Source organism: Mesorhizobium sp. P3_B5, from assembly GCF_056402815.1.
The window spans coordinates 848,354-868,650 of record NZ_JBFUGR010000001.1; the positions used below are offsets into that span (position 1 = coordinate 848,354).

At 63.7% G+C, this 20,297-nt stretch carries 16 protein-coding genes; 11 read left to right on the plus strand and 5 right to left on the minus strand.

Annotated features, from left to right (window positions below):
• Window positions 1–18: 18 nt before the first annotated feature.
• Complete coding sequence (locus AC1DVW_RS04275) at window positions 19–417, plus strand: VOC family protein (RefSeq protein WP_477242654.1); 399 nt, start codon at window positions 19–21, stop codon at window positions 415–417.
• 44 nt (window positions 418–461) lie between these two features.
• Here the strand turns inward: AC1DVW_RS04275 and AC1DVW_RS04280 are convergent, their stop codons facing one another.
• The 3 genes from AC1DVW_RS04280 to AC1DVW_RS04290 all read right to left on the minus strand — a co-directional run bounded on the left by AC1DVW_RS04280 (window position 462) and on the right by AC1DVW_RS04290 (window position 5,227).
• The gene (locus tag AC1DVW_RS04280) at window positions 462–1,094 is read right to left on the minus strand and encodes a LysE family translocator (protein ID WP_477242655.1); all 633 of its coding nucleotides are present in this window, start codon (window positions 1,092–1,094) and stop codon (window positions 462–464) included.
• Between the two features lie 95 nt (window positions 1,095–1,189).
• Complete coding sequence (locus AC1DVW_RS04285; RefSeq protein ID WP_477242656.1) at window positions 1,190–3,151, minus strand: TadE/TadG family type IV pilus assembly protein; 1,962 nt, start codon at window positions 3,149–3,151, stop codon at window positions 1,190–1,192.
• Window positions 3,152–3,352: 201 nt separating this feature from the next.
• Complete coding sequence (locus AC1DVW_RS04290) at window positions 3,353–5,227, minus strand: pilus assembly protein TadG-related protein (RefSeq protein WP_477321383.1); 1,875 nt, start codon at window positions 5,225–5,227, stop codon at window positions 3,353–3,355.
• Window positions 5,228–5,500: 273 nt separating this feature from the next.
• Between AC1DVW_RS04290 and AC1DVW_RS04295 the strand changes: the two genes are divergently transcribed.
• Window positions 5,501–6,361 (plus strand): TIGR01459 family HAD-type hydrolase, encoded by an 861-nt coding sequence (locus tag AC1DVW_RS04295; RefSeq protein WP_477242658.1) that lies wholly within the window; start codon window positions 5,501–5,503, stop codon window positions 6,359–6,361.
• A 26-nt stretch (window positions 6,362–6,387) separates the two neighbouring features.
• Complete coding sequence (locus AC1DVW_RS04300; RefSeq protein WP_477321385.1) at window positions 6,388–7,362, plus strand: bifunctional riboflavin kinase/FAD synthetase; 975 nt, start codon at window positions 6,388–6,390, stop codon at window positions 7,360–7,362.
• Between the two features lie 18 nt (window positions 7,363–7,380).
• Here AC1DVW_RS04300 and AC1DVW_RS04305 read toward each other — a convergent pair whose 3' ends face one another.
• The gene (locus AC1DVW_RS04305) at window positions 7,381–7,935 is read right to left on the minus strand and encodes an HdeD family acid-resistance protein (protein ID WP_477321387.1); all 555 of its coding nucleotides are present in this window, start codon (window positions 7,933–7,935) and stop codon (window positions 7,381–7,383) included.
• 232 nt (window positions 7,936–8,167) lie between these two features.
• Here AC1DVW_RS04305 and AC1DVW_RS04310 point away from each other — a divergent pair, with 232 nt between their 5' ends.
• The 3 genes from AC1DVW_RS04310 to AC1DVW_RS04320 all read left to right on the plus strand — a co-directional run bounded on the left by AC1DVW_RS04310 (window position 8,168) and on the right by AC1DVW_RS04320 (window position 13,085).
• The gene (locus tag AC1DVW_RS04310) at window positions 8,168–8,956 is read left to right on the plus strand and encodes a MipA/OmpV family protein (protein WP_477321389.1); all 789 of its coding nucleotides are present in this window, start codon (window positions 8,168–8,170) and stop codon (window positions 8,954–8,956) included.
• 293 nt (window positions 8,957–9,249) lie between these two features.
• A complete protein-coding gene (gene ileS / locus AC1DVW_RS04315; RefSeq protein ID WP_477321391.1) occupies window positions 9,250–12,213 on the plus strand; it encodes an isoleucine--tRNA ligase in 2,964 nt (987 codons plus the stop codon).
• Between the two features lie 191 nt (window positions 12,214–12,404).
• Entirely contained in the window at window positions 12,405–13,085 is a 681-nt protein-coding gene (locus AC1DVW_RS04320) for a hypothetical protein (protein ID WP_477242663.1), read from the plus strand.
• A gap of 56 nt (window positions 13,086–13,141) precedes the next feature.
• On the opposite strand, the gene AC1DVW_RS04325 is transcribed toward AC1DVW_RS04320, so the two are convergent.
• The gene (locus tag AC1DVW_RS04325) at window positions 13,142–13,594 is read right to left on the minus strand and encodes a nucleoside deaminase (protein ID WP_477321610.1); all 453 of its coding nucleotides are present in this window, start codon (window positions 13,592–13,594) and stop codon (window positions 13,142–13,144) included.
• A 182-nt stretch (window positions 13,595–13,776) separates the two neighbouring features.
• Between AC1DVW_RS04325 and AC1DVW_RS04330 the strand changes: the two genes are divergently transcribed.
• The 5 genes from AC1DVW_RS04330 (at window position 13,777) to AC1DVW_RS04350 (ending at window position 20,142) form a co-directional block, all read left to right on the plus strand.
• Window positions 13,777–15,879, plus strand: coding sequence for a pseudouridine synthase (locus AC1DVW_RS04330; RefSeq protein ID WP_477321393.1), 2,103 nt, complete (start codon window positions 13,777–13,779; stop codon window positions 15,877–15,879).
• The gene (gene rsmD, locus AC1DVW_RS04335; RefSeq protein WP_477321395.1) at window positions 15,879–16,433 is read left to right on the plus strand and encodes a 16S rRNA (guanine(966)-N(2))-methyltransferase RsmD; all 555 of its coding nucleotides are present in this window, start codon (window positions 15,879–15,881) and stop codon (window positions 16,431–16,433) included. The genes AC1DVW_RS04330 and rsmD overlap by 1 nt, the downstream gene beginning before the upstream one ends.
• 133 nt (window positions 16,434–16,566) lie before the next feature.
• Window positions 16,567–17,919 carry a M16 family metallopeptidase gene (locus AC1DVW_RS04340; RefSeq protein WP_477321397.1) on the plus strand — a complete coding sequence of 451 codons (1,353 nt, stop codon included), beginning with the start codon at window positions 16,567–16,569 and terminating at the stop codon, window positions 17,917–17,919.
• A gap of 4 nt (window positions 17,920–17,923) precedes the next feature.
• The gene (locus tag AC1DVW_RS04345; RefSeq protein ID WP_477321399.1) at window positions 17,924–19,276 is read left to right on the plus strand and encodes a M16 family metallopeptidase; all 1,353 of its coding nucleotides are present in this window, start codon (window positions 17,924–17,926) and stop codon (window positions 19,274–19,276) included.
• Window positions 19,273–20,142, plus strand: coding sequence for a patatin-like phospholipase family protein (locus AC1DVW_RS04350; protein WP_477273585.1), 870 nt, complete (start codon window positions 19,273–19,275; stop codon window positions 20,140–20,142). The genes AC1DVW_RS04345 and AC1DVW_RS04350 overlap by 4 nt, the downstream gene beginning before the upstream one ends.
• The last annotated feature ends 155 nt before the right edge of the window (window positions 20,143–20,297 follow it).

Genomic DNA, 20,297 nt, shown 5'->3' on the forward strand with positions numbered 1-20,297 from the left:
ACACCATGAGGTCAAAAAGTGCTGCATCACGTCTCCTTCGGCGTTTCCCATATCGGGCGCGCGGCAGCCTTCTACGACGCGGCTCTTGCGCCGCTCGGCTATATCAGGGTCTGGGAAGACCTCGAACCTGGCGAACCCGACCAGGCCGTCGGTTACGGGCCTCCCGGCGGCGGCGACAAGCTGGCGATCAAATTGCGCCCGAAAGGCCAGCGTCCGCCCGGTCCCGGTTTTCACCTGGCCTTCGCCGCCCCTGACCGTGGAAGCATCGCGCAATTCCATGTCGCCGCGCTTGCCCATGGCGGTCGCGACAACGGTGCACCCGGCCTGCGGCCCGACTACGGTCCGCATTACTATGCCGCCTTCGTTGTCGACCCGGACGGCCATCACATCGAGGCGGTTTTCAATTTGCCGGAGTAGTCGTGGTTACGACTAGGCAGCCGTGTCGAGATCGGCTTCCTGGGTCAGCGCTGCGCGTCGGTCGCCATCTTGAGCGCAAGTGCGGTAAGCACCGTGCCCATCATCCAGCGCTGGATCACCAGCCACAGCGGCCGTCCCGCCAGGAAGGTGGCGATAGAGCCGGCCGTCACCGCGATGATGGCGTTGACGGTGAGGCTGATCGTGATCTGCGTGGCGCCGAGCACCAGCAATTGCGACAGCACATGGCCCTTGTCGAGGCTGATGAACTGCGGCAGCAGCGACAGATAGAGCACCGCCACTTTCGGGTTGAGCAGGTTGGTCATCAGGCCCATGGCAAACAGCTTGCGCGGCCTGTCCTTCGGCAGCTCGCGCACCTGGAACGGCGAGCGTCCGCCCGGCCTCACCGCTTGCCAGGCGAGCCACAGCAAATAGAGCGCACCGGCAAAGCGCAGCGCGTCATAGGCGAAGGGCACGGCGAGCAGCAGCGCGGTGATGCCGAATGCCGCCGACAGCACGTAGAAGAGAAAACCGAGCGCCACGCCGCTGAGCGAGATCAGGCCGGCCTTCGGTCCCTGCGACAGCGAGCGTGAGATCAGGTAGATCATGTTGGGACCAGGCGTCAGCACCATGCCGAGGCAGACCAGCGCGAAGGCGAGATGGTTGGCGGTTTCAGGCATGGTGGTCTCCGGGAAGCGTTCGATCTTTGCCTCGCGCGACACCGACGCACAAGAGCTTGGCCGGGCCGACCGTTGCGCCAGTGTCGAAAATTGCCTCAGCTCACCACGCGAAGGTTCGACAACTCGTTGGCGATTTCCTTGAAATTGTCCGACAGCGTTGCACCCGTTGCGTTCCAGAACAGCTTGGCCGGCTTGCTCGGGTCGGTCGGGTCCTTGCGGAAGCGCGAGTCCGACGAGCACGTCTTCAGCGCGTCGATCGCCTTCTTGTCGCTGGCATCCGTGGTCGACAGGTCCAGCGCCACGGTCATCACCATGATGTTGGCTGCCTTGGCGTTGTTGCACAGCGTCGCCATCTGGTCGTTGAGCGCGGTAGTGTAGTTGCTGGACGAATAGTTGAACTGGCCGACGGCGCTCGACGTGCCGCCGAACAGGCGGGTGACCGCGCCGCCATTGTAGCCGAGGCCGGTATAGCCGTAGGCGGCATAGGTCGACTTGTTGCCGGCCGGGTCACTGCTCACCGTCGAATAGGTGTTCTCGCCATCGGTGAGCACGATGACCACCTTGTCGTTGCCGCGTTCCGTCTCCGGACGTCCCTCGGTGAAGGGCTCGGTGCTGGAGACGGTGCGCCACCCCCAGGCCAGACCTTCCGGCACATTGGTGTTGCCGTTGGGCGTCATCAGGTCGATTGCGGCCTTGATCTTGGTCAGCCCTGCGGCATCGGTGACGTCGGTCAGCGGTGTGATCGGCGTGGTGGTGCAGCTGTAATTGGGGCCGGCGCCCTTGGCCAGCACCGGCGCATCGATCGGCCGCGGCTGGAAATATTTGGCCATGTTGGATTGCCGCGTCTTGCCGGTGGTGCTTGTCGGGTCGTCGTTCCACCAGCTGTTTGCCGCGCCATAGGTTACAGGGTTCGCCTCGTCCGGATCCTGGGTCAGCTTCCAGTGATTGCCGGGCTCGTCGGGTGCGAACATAGGCACGAACATCGTTGCCGGATCGCCGACGCCGATGCCGCCGTTGTTGGGCCCGCCGGATGCCGGCGCGTCGTTGACATTGTAGGGATAAGGCCGGTCCTCGACGCAGCCCTGCCAGCTGGCGAATGGGCCATACGTGTCGGTGTAGTCGTATTCCTTGTGACTGGTCTTGCAGGTGTGGTTGGAACGGTAGACGTCGCAGACGACGCGCTCGCTGCCGGCGATCCGCTCGTGGCTGGTGACGACCTTCATGTCGCGATAGAGCGAGAACCGGGTCAGCATCTGGCCTTCCTCGGTGCCCCAGCCAGTACCCTTCTTGTACCAGATGCCATTGATTTTCTGGGCATATTTGTTGGCGGCGTTCAGCGTCGACCAGTCGAAATTCTCGTTGTGGATTGGCGACAGCCCATAGGCGTCGATCCAGGACGCGTTGTCGTTCGCCGGCCCGACATTGACCGAGGCAGCGAACGGCACCAGGCTGAACTGGACCGGCTTGTCGATCTGCTTGATCATCGCCGCCTGCACGGCCAGCGTGTCGACCAATTGCTTGGCGGCCTGCTTGAGAAGGTCGATGCGCTTTTGTCCCGAACCGGTGCCAGGCGTCGTCATCGAGCCCGAATTGTCCAGCACCATGGCGACTTCCAGGGTGTTCTTCAGCCGGACTTGCGAGCAAACGGAATAGTCGATCTCGCCGGAGGATTTGCCGACCAGCATCGCCGCTGCCGGCAGGAAATAGGGATCATACACCAGGGCGGCGCACAACTTGAGAATGCCACCGCCAGTGGTGGTGGTCGGCAGCGTGACGCTGAGCGTGGTTTTGGCAGGATCGACTTTGTCGAGATTGGCTCTGAAGAAGTCGAGCGCGTAGGCTTTCAACTGATCCTCGGTGGCACCCTGGACCAGGCGACGCGCTGTGGCGAAATTGGCAGCGTCGAGCGCGTTCACCACCGACTGCTTCTGGTTGGACATTTCCGTGTAGTCGACGGCCATCGCCACGGCGCCCATCAGCGGCACCATGGCAAATGCGGTCACGAGTGCATAGTTGCCGCGCCGGTCACGGAAGAATTGACGCCAGAATTCACGCATGTCTGTAAGCGGCCCCGCCTGCGTATTCTCAATCCAGCCAGAGTCTCACAAAACGCTGAAGGACGGGTTTGGGAAACCTGTCGATTGCGCGATCGGCATTTCATCAAAAGCTAACCAAGCGCGTCGGCGCACCTTGAACAGGCGCTCCAAACAAAGCGCCCCGCCGGAGGCGGGGCGTGTCGTTTCGAAAAGTTCAGAAGATCAGCTGACGATGCGCAGGTTCGACAGTTCGTCGGCGATTTCCTTGAAACTTTGCGACAAGGTGGCGCCAGTCGCGTTCCAGTAGAGTTTCGCAGGTGTCTTGCCGGTCGGGTCGGTCGGATCCTTGCGGAAGCGCGAATCCGAGGAGCATTTCTTGAGCGCGTCGATGGCAGTCTTTTCCGCGGGCTTGGTGGTAACCAGGTCGAGCGAGACGGTCATCAGGAGAATGTTCGCATTCTTCGCATTGGCACAAAGCGTTTGCATCTGCTGGTCAAGCGCGGCTGTGTAGTTGGCGTCCGTATAAGTTGTCTTGGTGACGGTTGTATTAACGAACATTCGGGTCGCGGTTTCCCCCGTTTTCGGTCCGGTGTAACCGTAAGCGGCGTAGGTCGATCCGTTTTTGGCATAGCCGGTGGTCATGTCGTTGCTGGGGCCGATGCTGTAGGTGTTGGCGCCGTCGGTCAGCACGATGACCACTTTGTCGTTGCCCTTTTCGGTGTTCGGTCGGCCTTCCGTGAAAGGCTCGTTGCTCGACACCGTCCGCCAGCCCCAGGCCAGCCCTTCCGGCACGTTGGTGTTGCCGGTCGGCGCCATGGCGGCGATGGCGTTCGTGATAGTGTTCTTGCCGGCCGTGGTCGTTACGTCCTGCAGCGGCGTGATCGCGGCGGTCGTGCATCCCGAATTGGGTCCATCATCGGTGGCTGCGGCCGCTGCGTCCCAGGGCTTCGTCAGGAAATACTTTCGCATGTCCGCCTGGCGCTTGGGCACGGTCAGCGTGTCTAGAGAATCGATCCACCAATTGTTGGTGTAACCCCATGACGATGTGCTGGTGCGAGTGCTGTCGACCCAGAAATTGCCGGCTTCGTCCGGCGCGAACATCGGCACGAACATGGTGGCGGGCGTGCCTGTGGCCGGCGATGTATCGTCGTCATTGTAGGGATACGGCCTTGCCTCCACACAGCCCTTCCAGGCTTCATACGCGGCGGTCACAGAGGTCTTGCAAGTGCCGCCTTGCTTTTTCGTACAGGTCGTGGCCAGCATATCCTTGTAAAGGCTGAAGCGGGTCATCTGCTTGTCTTTGTCCGTGCCCCAGCCCGTGCCCCGCTGGTAGTACATGGTGCCCACTTTTTCGACCCATTTGTTCGCATTGGCGGCCGCTGTCATCGTCGACCAATCGAAGTTCTCATGATGGACCGGCGAAATGCCGGTCGTGTCCATCCAGGTCGCGTCCTTGTTGGCTGCGCCGACATTGACCGACGCCGAAAACGGAACCAGGGAAAACTGCATCGGCTTGGTGACCTGCTTCATCTGTGCGGCCTGGAGCGCCATCGTATTGACAAGTTCGGTCGCGGCCTGCTTGAGCAGGTCTATTCGCGGTTGGCCGGTACCGGAGCCGTTGGTGCTCATCGAGCCGGAATTGTCGAGTACGAGAGAGACTTCCAGCGTGTTCTTGAGGCGAACCTCGGAACATGCCGACAGGTTGACATTCTCGGCAGTCCTTCCGATCAGCATGGCGGCCGCCGGCAGGAAATAGGGATGGTACGTCAAAGCGGCGCACAGCTTCAGCGTGCCGCCGCCTGTGTTGGTGGCGGGCAGCGTGACGGTCAGCAGGGTATTCGCCGGCTTGACGTGCCCGAGATTGACCTCGAAGAAAGTCTTGGCGAAGGCCGTGACGGCGGTGTCGCTCTTGCCCGCGACGATCTGCTGTGCGGTGGCGATGCCTGCGGCATCCAGTGCGTTCAACGTATCCTGCTTTTGCCGCAGCAACTCCGAATAGTCGACGGCGAGCGCCACGGCGCCCATCAGCGGCACCATGGCAATAACGGTCATCAATGCGTAGTTGCCACGCCTGTCACTTCCGAATTTCCGGATCATGTCGTCAGAACCCCTGCCCAAACCCCAGTTGTCGGCAGGACGATGCCACAAATCGTTAAATTTCGAGTTTCTGAAATGCTTTCAAGATCACGCCATCCATTCAACGCTCATTAACCACGCGGTCGGCGGCGGCGAATATTGCTGCCCAGCGCAAGGGTCGTCACATCGCCTTGCAAAAGCTGGTGACAGGATGAGGCGCTTCGGCTAATGCGGACCGGCTGCGGCGGACCGTCGGCGGCGGCTCCTGCAACGATCATCATTTTGGGAAACGGCATGGCGCATACGCCCGACATCATCGGCTCGCTCGCGGATCTGTCGGATTCCTATAGTGCCATCCTCTGCGATGTCTGGGGCGTGGTTCACAATGGCGAACGGCATTTTCCGGCGGCGGCCCTGGCCTTGGAAACCGCGCGCGCGGCCAAACTGCCTGTCGTGCTGATCACCAATTCGCCGCGCCGCAGCGCAGACGTGGTGGCGCAGATGAACGCCATCGGCGTTCCGCCTGCGGCCTATGACCGGGTCGTCACCTCCGGCGACGTCACTCGCGATCTGATTGCCGAGGGTCCGCGCCAGATTTTCCATATCGGTGCCGACCGCGATTTCACGCTCTATGACGGTCTTGACGTCGAACTCGTCGAGGAGTTCGAGGCATCCGGCATCGTCTGCACCGGGCTGTTCGATGACGAGGTAGAAAAACCGGAGGACTACGCCGAGCTTCTGCGGCGGCTGCGGGCCAGGAACCTGCCTTTCATCTGTGCCAATCCCGATATCATGGTGGAGCGCGGCGAGCGGATGATCTGGTGCGCGGGGGCCTTGGCCCGCGACTATGCCCGGCTTGGCGGGCGCACGCTGATCGCCGGAAAACCTTATGCACCGGTCTATGACGTCGCGCTGAAAGAGGTCGCCGGCCTTCTCGGCCGCACGGTCGAGCGCGGCCGAGTGCTGGCCATCGGCGACGGCATGATGACCGACGTCAAGGGCGCCGCCGACAATGGCTTCGACGTGCTCTACGTGTCGGGCGGCGTCCATGCCCGCGACTATGGCGACCCGCTGCAGCCGGATCCGGCGCGACTCCAGGCCTTTCTGGAAAAGCACGGCTACCGGCCGGTCGCAGTTATTCCGAGACTGCGATAGGGTCGCGCCATGACGGAAGCCTCGAAATGACGGACCGCATTTCCGCAATCTCGCCGCTGCCCGCCCAACTGCGTGGCGGCGTTGTCGCGATTGGCAATTTCGACGGCGTTCATCGCGGCCATCAGGCCGTGCTCGAACGCGCGCTCACCGAGGCGGCGCGGCGCGGCGCACCCGCGCTCGCGCTGAGCTTCGAGCCGCACCCGCGCAAGGTGTTCAGGCCGGATATGCCGCTGTTCGTGCTGACGCCGCCGCCGATGAAGGCGCGGCTGCTGTCGCATCTGGGTTTTGCAGCCCTGGTCGAACAGCCGTTCACGCGCGACTTCGCTTCCCTGTCGGCGGAGGCTTTCGTCACCGACGTGCTGGAAAAGAACCTCGGCATCACGCATGCCGTGACCGGTTTCGATTTCCACTTCGGTAAGGACAGGCAGGGCGGTCCGGCTTTTCTGATGGCGGCAGGCGAGTGCCACGGTTTTGGCGTCACCCTGGTCGACGCCTTTCGCGACGAGGGCGCCGAGGTGGTGTCGTCGAGCCGCATCCGGTCGTTGCTGTGCGCGGGAGAGGTAGCCGAGGCCGCCGGCCTGCTTGGCTACCGCTTCACCGTCGAGGGCGAGGTGATCGGCGGCCAGCAGCTGGGCCGGACGCTGGGTTTTCCCACCGCCAACATGAGGCTTTCCCCGGAAGCGACTCTGAAGGAAGGGATTTATGCCGTCCGCTTCCGCCGCGCCGACGGCACGCTGCACGACGGCGTTTCCAGCTTCGGCCGCCGTCCGACCGTCGACGACAATGGCGCGCCGCTGCTGGAAACCTTTGTCTTCGACTTTTCCGGCGATCTCTATGGCGAGATTTGCGCGGTGTCGTTCTTCGGCTTCCTGCGTTCGGAGGTGAAGTTCGACGGGCTCGACGCTCTGGTTGCGCAGATGAAGCGTGACGAGGCCGAGGCGAGGGCGCTGCTTGCCGGTGTCAGCCCGCTTTCCGACCTCGACGCGGCCGTGGCTTTTTGAACGACGTCTTCAGCGCCCTTACTTCTTCAGGGCAAGCCCGACGGCAATAAAGGTCCAGCCCTGGAAAATCAGATCGACGGCCAGGAACAGCCCGAGCACCCACAGGCTGTTGACTGGCCAGCCCATGGCGATGGTCAGGCCCGCCAGCACGCTGATCAGGCCGGCCGCGACGACCCAGCCCCAACCATTGGCCGGCCGATGGCTGTAGCCGACCCAGGCTCGGAGCGCGCCTGACGCGACAAGCGACACCGCCAGCAGGAAGGTCAGTACCGCCGAGGCCAGCAGCGGATTGTCAAAGGCGAAGAACCCGGCGACGGCATAGAGCAGGCCGCTGAGCAGCCAGTAGAAGAAGCGGCCCCAGGTCTTGACGCCGAAGGCATGAATGATCTCGATGATGCCGGCCATCAGCATCAGCCAACCCACGACATAGACCGAGGCGACCGTGGCGATGAACAGATTGCCGAAGGCAATGCCGCCGAAGATGAGCAGCAGCACGCCGAGCGCGACGAACCACCCCCATTTGTCTCGTGTCTGGCCGATCGCGTCCTTCAATGCATCGCCGCGCAGGGTCATTGCCGCATCTCCTCCAGTCTCGCTTTGGCATAGAAGAACGTCTGGCATTTGCCGGCCACGAGGTTAATACCGGTGGCGGCGCGCGTCCAGCCGAAGGCGACAGCCAGCAAGGACAACAAACCGAGCTCCCCTGTCACGGATTTAAATCAAATTTTACCAAACGACCGTCAAAGCTGTGGCCGGTGCGCGGCTGTGTTGTGTTAGTGGAGTGACCATGAGTCCGGTCGGAAAAATGTCTGCGTTTCTGGCGGCCGTCATGTTGGGCGCGCCCGCTGCCGCCGAGGCCGGTGAGGGCACCTTCGGCTGGCTGTCCGGCGACTGGTATCTAACGGTTGGCGCCACCGGCATGGTCGCGCCGAATTTCGAGGGCGGCAAGAAGTACCTGCTCAGTGCCCAGCCGATCATCTCGCTCGGCAAGGCTGGTCCCACCGCCCGCTTTGTCTCGCGCAACGACAACATCTCGCTGGCGCTGGTCGACGATGGCGGTGTCCGCGCCGGCCTGACCGGCAAATTCCTGTTTTCCCGCAGCAGCGACGATGAGCTGAAGGGCCTCGACCCGGTGCGCTGGGGCGGCGAGGTCGGTGGCTTCTTCGAATTCTATCCGACGGACTGGCTGCGCGCTCGCGCCGAACTGCGCCACGGCATTCGCGCCCATAACGGTTTCGTCGCCGACATCGCCGCCGACGCCTTCTATGATGTGACGCCAAATGTCAGGATTTCGGGCGGTCCGCGCGTTTCCTTCGCCTCTTCCGGCTATTTCGATGCCTACTATGGCGTCAATGCGCAGGAGGCGGTGGCCTCGGGCCTCAGCGAATACCATCCCGGCGGCGGCTTGAAATCGACAGGCCTTGGCGGCGCCATAACCTGGAAGGTGACCGAACCGATGACGGCCAGCCTGTTTGGCGAATATTCCCGCCTGATGGGCCCGGCCGCCGATTCCAGCCTGGTCAAGGAGCGCGGCGAGCGCAACCAGTTCATGATCGGCGTCTCGACCACCTATCGTTTCGACTTCACGATGTAGCTGAATCGAACGAGAGACGCTTTATTCCTGCGGCTTTCTCCGCTAAAAGCCCTGCCATGACGAGCTTTTCGCGCCTTCGCGCGCTGACGATACGAATTACGAGCCCGGTGTTCCGGGCGGCCTGAGCGCCGCTGGAGCCGCCGGGGATCTTGCGCGTGCCTCTCGCGCTTTTTCCAAATGATCGACGCATATCGCCCAAAAATGGGTCCGGTTTTGGGAAACCGATACGCGTCAAAGCGAAGATTTCAACGCCCGAGCTTCTACGCCCGCCGGGCAATGCACATGGCAGACCAATGACCGACACAACCGATACGATCGACTATTCCAAGACGCTTTATCTGCCGCAGACGGATTTCCCGATGCGTGCCGGCTTGCCGGAGAAGGAGCCGCTGCTGGTCAAGCGCTGGCAGGACATGGACCTCTACCGCAAGCTGCGCGAAAGCGCGGCCGGCCGTGAAAAATACGTGCTGCATGACGGCCCGCCCTACGCCAACGGCAACATCCATATCGGCCATGCGCTGAACAAGATCCTCAAGGACGTCATCACCCGCTCGTTCCAGATGCGCGGCTATGACTCCAACTATGTGCCCGGCTGGGACTGCCACGGCCTGCCGATCGAATGGAAGATCGAGGAACAATACCGCGCCAAGGGCAAGAACAAGGACGAGGTGCCGGTCAACGAGTTCCGCCGGGAATGCCGCGAATTCGCTGCGCACTGGATCTCGGTGCAGGGCGGCGAGTTCCAGCGGCTCGGCGTCGTCGGCGATTTCAAGAACCCCTATACGACGATGGCCTTCCATGCCGAGGCGCGTATCGCCGGCGAATTGCTGAAATTTGCCATGTCGGGCCAGCTTTACCGCGGCTCCAAGCCGGTGATGTGGAGCGTGGTCGAGCGCACAGCACTTGCCGAGGCCGAGGTTGAGTACCAGGATTATGAGTCCGATACGATCTGGGTGAAGTTTCCAGTCGCCAGCCTTGAGGCTGGGCAGCCGGCACGGGATCCAAAGCTGACCGAGACGTCACTGGACCTGCTGGAAGCTCATGTCGTCATCTGGACGACGACGCCCTGGACCATCCCGGGCAACCGCGCGGTCAGCTATTCGTCGCGTATCGGCTATGGGCTTTATGAGGTCACGGCGGTCGAGAACGCCTTCGGTCCGCAGCCGGGCGAGAAGCTGATCTTTGCCGATGCATTGTCGGAAGACTCGGCGGCCAAGGCCAAGGTCACCTTGAATCGGCTTCACAGCGTTTCGGCGGAACAGCTTGGAAGTCTTACGCTTTCGCATCCGCTCAAAGGCTTCGGCGGTGGCTATGAATTCCCGGTGCCGATGGTTGCCGGTGATCATGTCACCGACGATGCCGGCACCGGCTTCGTTCACACAGCGCCCAGCCACGGTCGCGAGGACTTCGATGCCTGGACGGATGCCGCCAACGAGCTTCGCCAGCGCGGCATCGACACAGCCATTCCGTTCCCGGTCGACGATGGCGGCTTCTTCACCAAGGACGCGCCGGGTTTTGGCCCGGACCGCGAGGGCGGGCCAGCGCGCGTCATCGACGACAATGGCAAGAAGGGCAATGCCAACCAGGCGGTCATCGACGAATTGATCAAGCGCAATGCGCTGTTCGCGCGCGGCCGGCTGAAGCATTCCTATCCGCATTCGTGGCGCTCGAAAAAGCCGATTATCTTCCGCAACACGCCGCAGTGGTTCGTCTATATGGACAAGGATCTCGGCGACGGCACGACGTTGCGCAGCCGCGCGCTGAAGGCGATCGATGACACCCGCTTCGTGCCGGCGGCGGGCCAGAACCGTATCCGCGCCATGATCGAGGAGCGGCCCGACTGGGTGCTGTCGCGCCAGCGCGCCTGGGGCGTGCCGATCGCCGTCTTCGCCGATGCCGACGGCAATGTGCTGAAGGACGAGGCGGTCAACCAGCGCATCATGGACGCTTTTGAGAAAGAAGGCGCCGACGCCTGGTTCGCGGCCGGCGCCAAGGAGCGTTTCCTCGGCAACCACGACGCTTCGAAGTGGAAGCAGGTGATGGACATCCTCGACGTCTGGTTCGATTCGGGCTCGACGCACGTCTTCACGCTGGAGGACCGTCCCGACCTGAAATGGCCGGCCGACGTCTATATGGAAGGCTCCGACCAGCATCGCGGCTGGTTCCACTCCTCGCTGCTCGAAAGCTGCGGCACCAGGGGCAGGGCGCCTTACGAAACCGTCGTCACCCATGGCTTCACCATGGATGAAGAGGGACGTAAGATGTCGAAGTCGCTCGGCAACACCGTCGTGCCGCAGGACGTCATCAAGCAGTCCGGCGCCGATATCCTGCGCCTGTGGGTGGTGACGACCGACTATTGGGAAGACCAGCGGCTCGGCAAGAACGTGCTGCAGACCAATATCGACGCCTACCGCAAGCTCAGGAACACAATCCGCTGGATGCTGGGCACGCTCGCCCATGACGATGGCGAGGAGGTGCCGCTGGACAAGATGCCGGAGCTGGAGCGGCTGATGCTGCACCGGCTGGCCGAGCTCGATGAGATCGTGCGATCGGGCTACGATGCCTTCGAGTTCAAGCGCGTCACCCGCACGCTGCTAGACTTCATGGTGGTCGAACTGTCGGCCTTCTATTTCGACATCCGCAAGGACGCGCTCTATTGCGACGCGCCGTCGAGCGTGAAGCGCAAGGCCTCCGTGCAAGTGGTGCGCCACCTGTTCGACTGCCTGGTGAAGTGGCTGGCGCCGATGCTGCCCTTCACCATGGAAGAGGCCTGGCTCGACCGTCATCCGGACGCCGTGTCGCTGCATCTCGACCAGTTTCCGGAAATCCCGGCGGACTGGAAGAACGAGGCGCTGGCGGAAAAATGGCGCAAAGTGCGGCAGGTTCGCCGTGTCGTCACCGGCGCGCTCGAGATCGCGCGCGCCCAGAAGGTGATCGGCTCGTCGCTGGAAGCCGTGCCGGTGGTCACGCTGGACGATGCCGCGCTCGAAGCGGCGATAGCGGATGTCGACATGGCCGAGATGGCGATCACCAGCGATCTCGTCATCGCCCACGGCAACGCGCCTTCCGGCGCCTTCACCCTGGACGACGTCAAGGGCATAGCGGTCGTGATCGAGAAGGCGCAGGATCGGGGCCTGGCGAAATGCGCGCGCTCATGGCGCTACACCGCCGATGTCGGACAGGATGCCGAATTCCCCGATGTTTCGGCCCGGGACGCCGCTGTCCTGCAAGAGTTGAAGGCGCTCGGGCGGCTTTGAAACGGTGCACAAATGCCACGGCGAGGGGCTGACAGCCCCCCGCGCGTTGCCCTTAACGAGCGGTTGAGGTAAACACGCGAAACTCCGGACGACAAATTGTCGCCGGATTTCCGTCGCAAGAGCATCGACGATGGGGACCGGACCTTTGGCCGGTGGCGATCGAGAGGCTGTCTAGAGTGGGACTTTTTGGCATGACCGAGAGAACTTACGCGCGCGTTGCGCTGCTAGCGCCGCTTGTCGCATCGGGGCTCGCTCTGTCCGGCTGCATGGGCTCGCCCACCTACGGCACCGACAAGACCGCCGGTGAACAGTTGGCGGGCGATCTCTCCAGCGCCTTTTCGATCGCGCCGAAGCACAAGGAACGGATCGACTACAAGCCGCGTCCCGAACTGGTGAAGCCGGCGCTGGGACAGAAGGAAGTGCTGCCGCCGCCGCAGGACAGCATCGAGACGGCGAGCGCCGAATGGCCCGAATCGCCCGAGCAACGCCGCGCCCGCCTGCGTGCCGACGCCACCGCGCATCAGGACGATCCTGCCTACCAGTCGCAGATCGTCGATGATGTGCAGACCGACCCGGAATCGATCAAGAAGGCGATGGCGGATTCGGGTTCGAGCCATCCGCCACGCTGGTCGCCGGCTGACTCGGACAAGGGTCGCGCCGCCGAAATCCAGCGCCGCATGATAGAAAGCAAGCAGGGCGATCCGACCAAGCGCAAATATCTGAGCGAGCCGCCGGTGCAGTACCGTGTCGCCGCCGACACGGCGCCGCAGGACCAGCTCGGCGAGGACGAATACAAGAAGGAACGCCGCCTCAAGAAGGAGGCAGCCGCCAAGAGCAAGAGCGGCGGCATGTTCGACTGGCTGCCCTGGTAAGCACGCGGCTTTCCAGCGCTACGCGTTCCTGGACGCAACGGACGCTGTAACAGGCGCTAAGGTTCGCGTCGCTCCCGGAAAAAATCCCTCAGCAGCAACGCCGCGTCATGTTCGGCCATGCCCGGATAGATGTCGGGCGTGTGGTGGCACGTGGGTGACGTGAAGAAGCGCACGCCGTTGACCACCGCGCCGCCCTTCTCGTCGGCGGCGCCGAAATAGAGCCGGCGCAGCCTGGCGAAGGAAATGGCACCGGCGCACATGACGCAGGGCTCCAGCGTTACATAGAGATCGTGGCCGGTAAGCCGCTCGGCTGACAGCTTCTGGCAAGCCTCGCGGATCGCCAGCATCTCGGCATGTGCCGTCGGATCGGCAAACTCGCGGGTACGATTGCCGGCTTTTGCCACCACCGTGCTGCCGCTGGCAATGACGGCGCCGACCGGCACTTCGCCGCGCAAGGCGGCGGCTTCGGCCTCTTGCAACGCCAGCGCCATGAAATCCGGCCGCTTCACGCGGGTTTCCATGCCGATTATCTCCTCGCCACTCAGGCGTGATCCTGTTATTGAGCGCATAACCTCGAAAATCGGACTCGGTTTTCGGAAATGATCATGCGCCAAATCAAAAGTGCTACAGCGTTCTTTGCGCGCCCGAAAGGATGCGCCACGCTGTAGCAGCGCAAACAGGCAAAGGCCACATGGACGACAACGACAAGAAATTCCGGCCCAAAAAGGGTCCGGCCAGAGGCGGCCCGAAAGCTGCGGGACCGCGCAGCCGCGATGGCGCCGCCGGCAAAGGCGGCAAGCCATCCTTCGGCGCCAAGAAACCCTACGCACCGCGCGGTGACAGGCCGATAGCCGCTGAGGGCGAGCGCCCGAAGCGCGATTTCAAGAGCGGCGACCGGCCATTCAGCAAGGGCCCGCGCCCCGAAGGCAAGCCTTTTGAAAAGCGCGAAGGCCCGCGCAAGCCCTATGCCCCGCGTGGCGACCGGCCGATGGCCACCGACGGCGAGCGGCCGAAGCGCGACTTCAAGAGCGGCGATCGGCCATTCAGCAAGGGTCCGCGCCCCGAGGGCAAGCCATATGAAAAACGCGAAGGCCCGCGCAAGCCCTATGCCCCGCGTGGTGATCGTCCGATGGCCGCCGAGGGCGAGCGCAAGCCTTACGAGAAGCGCGAAGGACCGCGCAAACCCTATGCGCCACGCGGCGACCGAGCAATGGCCGCTGAAGGCGAGCGCAAGCCTTATGAGAAGCGCGAAGGTCCGCGCAAACCCTATGCACCGCGCGGCGATCGGCCGATGGCCGCCGAAGGCGAACGGCCGAAGCGTGACTTCAAACCGCGCGACGACCGGCCTAAGCGTGACTTTGCTGACCGGCCTAAGCGTGACTTCGCTGATCGCCCCAAGCGCGACTTTGGCGATCGTCCCCAGGGCGCATCAGGCGGTGGTTTCAAGCCGCGCCCGCGTGCCGCCGAGGCAACGGAAGAGGCAGGTGAGCGCATCGCCAAGCGGCTGGCGCGCGCCGGCCTCGCCTCGCGCCGCGATGCCGAGGAGCTGATTGCGGCCGGCCGCGTCAAGGTCAATGGCCGCGCGCTGACCACACCGGCCTTCAATGTCATGCCCGGCGACATCATCCATCTCGACGGCATGGAGATACCACCGATCGAGCGCACAAGGCTGTTCCTGTTCCACAAGCCGGCCGGCGTGGTCACCACCAACCGCGATCCCGAGGGCCGCAAAACCGTGTTCGACGTGCTGCCGGCCGACCTGCCGCGGCTGATGACCATCGGTCGCCTTGACATCAACACCGAGGGCCTTTTGCTGCTCACCAATGATGGCGGGCTGTCGCGCGTGCTCGAACTGCCGGCCACCGGCTGGCTCAGGCGCTACCGCGTGCGCGTCCACGGCAAGGTCGAGGAAAGCGCGCTCGCCGGCCTGCGCGAAGGCATTGCCGTCGACGGCGTCTTCTATGGCGCCATCGAAGCGACGCTCGACCGAGAGCAGGGCACCAATGCCTGGCTGACGCTTGGCCTGCGAGAGGGCAAGAACCGCGAGGTCAGGAACATCCTTGGCTCGCTCGGCCTCGACGTCACGCGGCTGATCCGCATTTCCTACGGCCCATTCCAGCTGGATGATCTGAAGGAAGGCCATGTTCTCGAGATTAAGGGCCGCGTGCTGCGCGACCAGCTTGGCGAGCGCCTGGTCGAGGAATCCGGCGCCAATTTCGACGCCGAGATCACCAAGCCGTTTTCCAACAAGCCGGTGCGGCGCGAAACCGTGCGCGAAGAGGAACCCGAGCGGCCGAAATTCACCCGCGACGGCGAGCGCCGTCCGATCGGCGAGGGCGGGCTGATCAAGAACCGCAAGCGCCGCGAAGGCAGCCGCGACGAGGCGCTGGGCAAGCTGTCGACAAGTCCCGACAGAGGTGCTGGGCCGGAAAAGAGCTTTGGCGAGCGTGGCCCGAGGCCCGAGCGCAGCTTCGGCGAGAAACCGCGCGGGGGCTTCGGCGACAAGCCGCGTGGCGGCTTCGGCGGCAAGCCAGGCGGGAAGAGGCCGGAACGCGAGCAGCGGCCGATCGAGCCGCCGGGCCAGCGCAAGGCCAATGTCTGGATGGCGCCTGGCGCGCGGCCGATCGGCAAGGGCAGGGCGGAGGCAGACGCGGCCAAGGCCAGCGATGCCAAGGCCCGCAAGGCTTCGTTCAAGGCCGCCTATGGCAAGCCCGGCGGTGCAAAACCGTTCGGCAAGCCGCGGGGCGATCGTCCCGGCAGTGACCGGCCGCGTAACGGCCCCAAGGGCAAGTAATGCGGATCGTCGGCGGTGAGTTTCGCGGGCGTCCGCTGGCGACGCCGCGCAGCAATGGCATCCGCCCGACGACCGACCGCACCCGCGAGGCTGTCTTCAACGTGCTGGCGCATCGCTATCCCGAGAAACTGGACGGCGCGCGCGTGCTCGACCTGTTCGCCGGCACCGGCGCGCTCGGCCTCGAAGCGCTGTCGCGTGGCGCGTCCTATGGCGTCTTCATCGAGGAAGCGGCGGAAGGGCGCGGCCTGATCCGCACCAATGTCGAAGCCTTCGGGCTGACCGGGCGCACCAAGATTTTTCGCCGGGATGCGTCAGCACTGGGCGAGGCCGGCACCATCGCTGCCTTCGGACTGGTGTTTGCCGATCCGCCCTACGGCAAGGGTCTTGGCGAACTCGCCTTGCGCTCGGCCAAGGCCGGTGGCTGGCTCTCGCCCGGTGCGCTCTGCGTCGTCGAAGAAGCGGCGGCGGCCCCGTTCGAGCTTGGCCCCGGCTTTGCGGTGGTCGACGAGCGTGGCTATGGCGAGACCGTCATTCGTTTCATCGAAGCCGGCTGATTGCTTGCAGCATCCCTTGCAAGCCCGGGGGCGGCCTCTTTGCCGCCGCCTTTGCCGGCAACATGACCAACAATTCACTTTGCTTGTCCACAAGACCTTGCCTATCGTCGCGGCATGAAATCCGGAGCCATTGATGACATCTCTGCGCAGAATGCTGCTGACGACCGCGCTGGCCCTGGTCACGACCAGCCCGGTTCTGGCCGCATCGGAGGACGGCAAGGTTACGGACTTCCTGCTCGACAACGGTATGGAGGTGGTCGTCATCCCGGATCACCGGGCGCCGATCGTCACCCATATGGTGTGGTACAAGATCGGCAGTGCCGATGAGCCGCCGGGCAAATCCGGCATTGCCCATTTCTTCGAACATCTCATGTTCAAGGCAACCAAGAACCATCCAGCCGGCGAGTTCGACCGCGCCATCTCGGCCATAGGCGGTTCCAACAACGCCTTCACCTCCTATGACTACACCGCCTTCCATGAGACGGTGGCGCCCTCGGCACTCGGCGACATGATGAGCTTCGAGGCCGACCGGATGCGTAACCTCATCCTCACCGACGAGGTCATCAAGACCGAGCGCGACGTCATCCTCGAGGAGCGCCGCGCGCGCATCGACAGCAATCCCGAGGCGGTTCTCGACGAGGAAGTCGACGCCACGCTGTGGCAGAACCAGCCCTACCGCATTCCGGTGATTGGCTGGATGCAGGAGATGGAGCAGCTGAACCGCACCGACGCCACGGCCTTCTACGACAAATATTATACCCCCAACAACGCCGTGCTGGTGGTGGCCGGCGACGTCGAGCCGGACGCGGTCAAGGCGCTGGCCGAAAAGACCTTTGGCAAGGTCGCGCGCGGTCCGGACCTGCCGCCGCGCATCCGTCCGGTCGAGCCGGAGCAGAACACCAGGCGCACGGTGACGCTCACCGATGCGCGCGTCAGCGTGCCCAGCTTTTCGACGCAATGGGTGGTTCCGTCCTATCGCACGGCAAAACCGGGCGAAGCCGAAGCGCTCGACATACTGGCTGAAATCCTCGGCGGCGGCAGCCGCAGCCGGCTCTACAAGGAGCTAGTGGTCAAGCAAGGCATAGCCGCCAGCGCCGGGGCCTTCTTCCAGGGCACCATGCACGACGCCACCAATTTCACCGTCTATGGCGCGCCGCGCGGTGATGCCAAGCTCGCCGATGTCGAGGCGGCGGTCGACGCCGAAATCATCCGCATCGCCAAGGACGGGGTCACTGGCGAGGAGTTGGAGAAGGCCAAGGCCCGTTACGTCCGCTCGATGATCTTCGCCCGCGACAAGCAGGATTCCATGGCCAACATCTATGGCTCGACGCTGGCCGTCGGGGGCAATGTCAGGGATATCGAGGAATGGCCCGACCGCATCCGCAAGGTCACCGCCGACGAGGTCAAGGCCGTCGCCGTGCGGTATCTTGTGCTGGATCATTCGACGACCGGCTATCTCTTGCCGCAAACCCAGGCGGGGAACTGATCCGATGAACAGACTCGCGATCCTGCCCCGCCGCACCGCCACGCCGCTGGCGACCCTGTTCCTTTCCCTCGTCTTCCTTACCCTGCCGGCGCTCGCCGCTCGCGCCATGGACATCCAGGAAGTGAAATCGCCGAAGGGCATCACCGCCTGGCTGGTGGAAGATCATACGGTGCCGATCATCGCCATCCGCTTCGTCTTCGACGGTGGCTCGACGCAGGACCCAGCTGGCAAGGAAGGGCTGGTCAATCTGATGACCGGCCTGTTCGACGAGGGCGCCGGCGATCTCGACAGCGAGGCCTTCCAGATAAAGCTCGATGATGTCGGCGCTGAAATGGGCTTCGAGGCCGGGCGCGACGGCACCTATGGCTCGATGCGTATGCTGGCCGAACGCAACGACGCGGCGTTCGACCTGTTGCGGCTGGCGGTCACCAAACCGCGCTTCGACCAGGCGCCGATCGACCGCATTCGTTCGCAGATCCTGTCCGGCATCATCGCCGGCGAGAACGACCCGGGCACCATCGCCCAGACCAAATGGGCGGAAGCGATCTACGGCACCCATCCCTATTCCAGGTCCGACGAGGGCACCAAGCAAAGCCTCGCCACCATCACGCCGGATGATCTGAAAGCCTTCCACAAGGCCAATTTCGCCCGCGACGGCCTGCATGTGGCGGTGGTCGGCGACATCGACGCCAGGACGCTGAAGCAAAAGCTCGACGCGCTGTTCGGCGACCTGCCGGAAAAGCAGACGCTGAACCCCGTCGCCGATATCGAGCCGAAGCTCGGCCAGCAACTCGAGGTCAACTACGACCTGCCGCAGACCTCGCTGCAACTGGCCTATCCCGGCGTGAAGCGCGACGCGCCGGACTTTTTCGCCGCGGTGCTGATGAACGAGATCCTCGGCGGCGGCACCTTCACCTCGCGCTTGTTCGACGAAGTGCGCGAAAAGCGCGGCCTGGCCTACAGCGTCAGTTCCGACCTGATCGACCAGAAACACGCCGATGCGCTGCTCGTCACCACGGCGACCCGCTCCGACAGGGCGGCCGAGACGCTGGGCGTCGTGCGCGAGGTGGTCAAGCGCATGGCCGAGGTGGGGCCGACCGAGGAAGAACTTGAAGCGACCAAGAAATACATGGTCGGCGCCTATGCCATCAACAATCTGGATTCCTCGAGCGCGATTGCAGCGACGCTGGTCGAACTGCAGCTCGACAAGCTCGGCATCGACTACATGCAGCGCCGCGGCGCCCTGATCAACGGGGTGACGCTGGACCAGGTCAAGGCGGCGGCGAAGAAACTGCTTTCTGCCGAGCCGGCCATCATGGTCGTCGGACCAAAACTGGCGCTGGGCGGCAAGGGATGAGTGCTGGTCCAAGCTTCGGCATCGCCTTTGGCGGCGGCGGCGCGCGCGGGCTGGCGCATGTCCACGTCATCGAGGCGCTGGACGAACTGGGCATCAGGCCGGTCGCCATTTCCGGCTCGTCGATCGGCGCCATCATGGGCGCCGGCATGGCCTCGGGCATGGCCGGCCGGGACATCCAGGACTATACGCGTTCGATCCTGATGCGCCGCGCCGAGGTGGCGACGCGCATGTGGCGGGCGCGGCCGGGCACTTTTGCCGAGGCGATGCAGGGCGGCTTGCGGGTCAGCCAGTTCAATGTCGAGCGCATCCTGAAAGCCTTCCTGCCCGACGCTATTCCCGAAACCTTCGCCGAGCTGAAGATACCGCTGAAGGTGACGGCGACGGACTATTTTGGTCACAAGCTGGCCGTCTTCGAAGACGGCGACCTGCATTCGGCACTCGCCGCCTCGGCCGCCATTCCCGCGGTATTCCGCCCGGTGATGCGCGACGGCCGGCTGCTGATCGACGGCGGCATCTACAATCCGGTACCGTTCGACCTGATCGAGCATGACGCCGACATCATTATCGCCGTCGATGTCGTCGGTGCCCCGACCGAAGCCGAGCGCAAGAACCCGACCTCCGTCGACCTGATGTTCGGCGCCACGCAGTTGATGATGCAGTCGATCATCGCCAACAAGCTTAAGCAGTGCCAGCCCGACATTCTGATCCGTCCGGCGGTGTCGAAATACCGGGTGCTCGACTTCATGAAGATCGACGCCTTGCTGGCCGAGACCGTCGATATCAAGGACGAGCTGAAGCGGCAGATCGAGAAGACGCTAGAAGCGCGGGCCGGCAAGACCAAACGCGGCAAGCGTGCCGCCGGGTGAGGGCGCTTGGTGCCCCTGCGCGGGGGTGACCGGATATCTGCCTTACGGGCGGCGCCACCAAGGCCAAACGCAAGCAGGGTGAACTGCGGGCCAGCGTCGCGTCTGCTGCGCCGGCGCCCAAGAGCGTATCGATCAACCAAGGCTGCTCAGGGCTC